General features: G+C 38.6%; 5 protein-coding genes. All 5 read right to left on the bottom strand.

Annotated elements, in window-relative coordinates; all coding sequences use genetic code 11:
* On the bottom strand, nt 1–560 hold a 560-nt coding region (locus O3616_RS09915; RefSeq protein ID WP_371638781.1), incomplete at its 3' end, for a T7SS effector LXG polymorphic toxin.
* 49 nt (nt 561–609) lie between these two features.
* On the bottom strand, nt 610–1,008 hold the full coding sequence (locus O3616_RS09910) for a hypothetical protein (protein ID WP_004262746.1): 399 nt from the start codon (nt 1,006–1,008) through the stop codon (nt 610–612).
* The gene (locus O3616_RS09905) at nt 1,005–2,006 is read right to left on the bottom strand and encodes a hypothetical protein (protein WP_371638780.1); all 1,002 of its coding nucleotides are present in this window, start codon (nt 2,004–2,006) and stop codon (nt 1,005–1,007) included. Before O3616_RS09905 ends, O3616_RS09910 begins: the two co-directional genes overlap by 4 nt.
* Before the next feature lie 204 nt (nt 2,007–2,210).
* Complete coding sequence (locus tag O3616_RS09900; RefSeq protein WP_004263621.1) at nt 2,211–2,750, bottom strand: T6SS immunity protein Tdi1 domain-containing protein; 540 nt, start codon at nt 2,748–2,750, stop codon at nt 2,211–2,213.
* Between the two features lie 4 nt (nt 2,751–2,754).
* Nucleotides 2,755–3,588, bottom strand: an 834-nt coding sequence (locus O3616_RS09895) for a polymorphic toxin type 15 domain-containing protein (RefSeq protein ID WP_371638779.1), incomplete at its 5' end; no start/stop codon positions are given.

The raw sequence follows: 3,588 nt of genomic DNA, 5'->3' as shown, positions 1-3,588 counted from the left end.
GCCATTTGACTACTTAAAGCACTAAAAAGTTGCTCCGCACTGCTGGTTGTCGTCATCTTATCAAAGGCATTGACCTTATTCTTCGTATCCTGAACATACTTCCGAGCTGTCTGGGTATTAGTATAGAAGGTGCTGCTTAAGGGAGCACTCAGACGATAGAGACTCGAAATACCATCATAGATACTCTTGAAATTGGTATCCATCACCTTATGCTTTTCATCGGCTTCATTTAGCTTCTTGACCGCATCATCCAAAGTTTCTTCTGCTAAAACTGCTGTTGCAGAGGTTTCGCCAACAAGATTCTGAAAATCCGTGATCGTCTTGGAAAACTCAGAACCTAGAAATTCTAAGCTATTCTTTAAGCCAACAATCACGGGGTTATGAACATTATTGATTTCATTCGTAATCGCTTTCCCAACTTCCCCATACATGGAATTACTGGTGATGATGGCATTCATCCCATTTTTAGCGGTGTCCAACTGACTCTGAGCAGTTGCGACCATCTTCATATAGGCCTCTTGGGCTTTCTGAAGTTCCGCAATATCGACATAAAATCCCATTAGCCTTCCTCCTAGTGAACATAAAAAGCGAGGAATCAATATCTATTCTTCAATCTCCAAATTCATTTTCTTCGTCATCCAAGACTACTTCCCCTGAACTTTCCCATTCTTCTTTTGTGATTTCGCCACTTTGATACATGAAGTTTTTATTCAATTCAACTAAAATATCATCAAAGTCATCAAAACAATCGATTATCCCCCTAATTCCAGTTAATAGATTATAGAAAGCAATAGTATAATCTGAATTCTCTGAAGAGGAAATTGTAGTAATGTCTATCTTGTTAAACAATCTTAATCCTTCATAAAAACGATCTTCATATTTTTTTAGAAAGATATTTATCGTATTGTCTATATCTCTGATACTTTCTTCTCTAAGTAGCACACCTTTATTGTTCTCATTAAGAATAGTCAATCGTTTCATTACATCTTTTAACTCTGAACTAATCATTTTAATCTCCTTCCAGAAGCTAAATTAAATTTTTTACTATTAGAAGTTCCATCAAGATTAAGAACATCCTTTACTTTACCTCTTTTATTGAATACCTCAAAATGATCTTTATGCAGACCATCTAAGTACAATTTATCTCCTTTTTTCAAAATATCATCTATATCTTTAGTCACCTCATAAACACTCTGCCCGTCATACTTCTTCTTAGTCTTTCTAAGGCTTCCCACAATCTTTTGTCCAAATTCTGTTTCAAAAAACTCCGACATATTATTGACAGCTTGTGTGACTCTCTCCGCCTTCCCAGAACCACCTAAACCTCTCACAACATCATCCGCATGTTTGCTTGAGAAGTGCATCACATCACGCAGAGTCTTACTCTCAACGCTGAAGGTAGGCATGGTTCCCATACCTCCCGCAAAGGCAACTGCCTTTTTACGAATGCCGACTGGGATTCGGGTGTCTAATAATTTCTCGCCAAATTTTCCAATGACATTATTGCTCTTCGCTAGGATATTGTCAACCTTTGAACCCCATTTTTCAACATTTGCGAGGATTTTTGCCTTGGTACTGTTCTTGGCTAAGCTAATCATCTCAGCTGCCTTAGCTCCTAACTTGGTCCCCTTAGCCATCTTACCTACAGCTGCTGGACCGACAAAAAGACTCGCGACTTCAAAGGTCAAGCCTCCTGCATCATAGGCATCCATATGGGTGACCTTATCCCAGAGGGCTTTTCCTGTCTCTTGAGCACGATAAGCTGCCTTATCCGCATAGCTGGCATTGGGATCCTGACCACGCTGAGCCGCTCCTGGATCCGTCAGAGCAGTGTAAGTTCCTACTCCTAACTCCGCAAGGCTAGACAGGTTATCTGCCGTCCCTTGCAAGTCCCGCTTCATCCACTCTGGAGTTTGACCTCCTGTTAGGCGATTGACGCCATCAATACTGGCAATACCAATGATCTGAGTCAAATCTACAGCTCCGATGGCAGTCTCTGAAACCATACTTCCAGCTGAACCAATAAAACCTTCCGCAAACAGGAGTGTATCTTTCAAGTCCTGTGGAATAGGTAGATTCCGTGTGCCCTCAACGACATCTCCCCACCAGGAGCCAATCTCATTCGAGCAATCCTTTTTAATTCATCAATTTTATCGACAAATGACATACGGAAATCAGAACGATAAAGAGTTCCTCCGATAAAGGTTCTATCACATCCCAATATTTCCAACAAGCTCCGAAATAATATAAATATGCTCTTTTATTTTTACCTTATCTATATTTTCCACAGTCTTCTGTCCACCTAAACCAAGCAATGGGACAAATCCAAAGCAGTAATCATAATCTAAGTCTCCGTATTGTTTCAATGCACTTTTATATAAATCAATTTCAAAATAATCCTTCTGAAAATCTTCATCCTTCAAGAATTTCAAGAAAAATAGAAAGTTTTCCAAAATGATTTCAAATACTCCATCTTTGTACTTTACAAGCCTTAAATATCTATTTTCTTCAAATGTTATAATATCACCGAATGCTGTCACAAATATTGGAACTGCTAAGTCCCCACGGAAGTATGTTGAATCCAACAAATCTCTATATTCCTCAGGATTAATAATTTTTAAATATCCTCCTAAAAAAGTTCCTATACCTTGATTTTGCCAAATTTGAATCAATTCATCTGGTACCATAGTACGGTATTTTTCAACTACATCCTGAGGCATCGCCATAACTTTTATAAAATCATCTAACATAATATCACCTCTGTATATATTCCAATTTAATATTGAGCCTTGTTTTATCCAAATCATCTTTTAAAAGATGTTCAGTTGCTTTACGTATTTGCTGATCCATTTCGCTTATTCTTGAACGCCATTGAGATCCTAGAGAAGAATTAATACTAGTATCTCCCATACCTGTAATTTTAGTAGCATAACCGCCGGCTATCATATCTGGATCATGCAAAGCAGCTTGTGTTTTTATCCAGTCCTCAGCAATGCGCTTAGCTTCTGAACGAGAATTCCCTTGTAGCAACATCTCATTGTATTTATCTGCTAGAGCATTTTCTCTGGCAGCTTTTTGAGCAGTTTTAGCTTCCGATGAACGTCCGTTTTTGATGTATTCTTTCCTATTCTCAAAATACTCTTTTACAGTTAATTTGTTTAAACCTTCTTTTTGTCCTTTCAATTGACGAATAAACTCGGCTTCATCATGTTTCGGATTACGTTTAAATACTACGTTAATCTCCTCAATTCTTTGAATCTCTTTAGTTGATTGTAATAAATCTTCTCCCCTGTTTGCTACTTCTCCAGAACCGCCTACTCCTCGTGATACATCATCCGCATGTTTGCTTGAGAAGTGCATCACATCACGTAGTGTCTTACTCTCAACGCTGAAGGTAGGCATGGTTCCCATACCTCCCGCAAAGGCAACTGCCTCTTTACGAATGCCAACTGGGATTCGAGTATCTAATAGTTTCTCCCCAAATTTTCCAATGACATTATTGCTCTTCGCTAGGATATTGTCAACCTTTGAACCCCATTTTTCGACATTTGCGAGAACTCTTGCTTTGGTACTGTTCTTGGCTAACTG

The sequence above is a fragment of the Streptococcus sp. 27098_8_86 genome, assembly GCF_041432595.1.
GTDB lineage: Bacteria > Bacillota > Bacilli > Lactobacillales > Streptococcaceae > Streptococcus > Streptococcus pneumoniae_F.
This window is presented reverse-complemented; position numbering and strand designations above follow the sequence as displayed.

What these genes read in the sequence shown, in the direction of transcription:
- O3616_RS09910 (WP_004262746.1), bottom strand. Translation starts at nt 1,008, where the DNA reads ATGATTAGTTCAGAGTTAAAAGATGTAATGAAACGATTGACTATTCTT.
- O3616_RS09905 (WP_371638780.1), bottom strand. Translation starts at nt 2,006, where the DNA reads ATGGTTTCAGAGACTGCCATCGGAGCTGTAGATTTGACTCAGATCATT.
- O3616_RS09900 (WP_004263621.1), bottom strand. Translation starts at nt 2,750, where the DNA reads ATGTTAGATGATTTTATAAAAGTTATGGCGATGCCTCAGGATGTAGTT.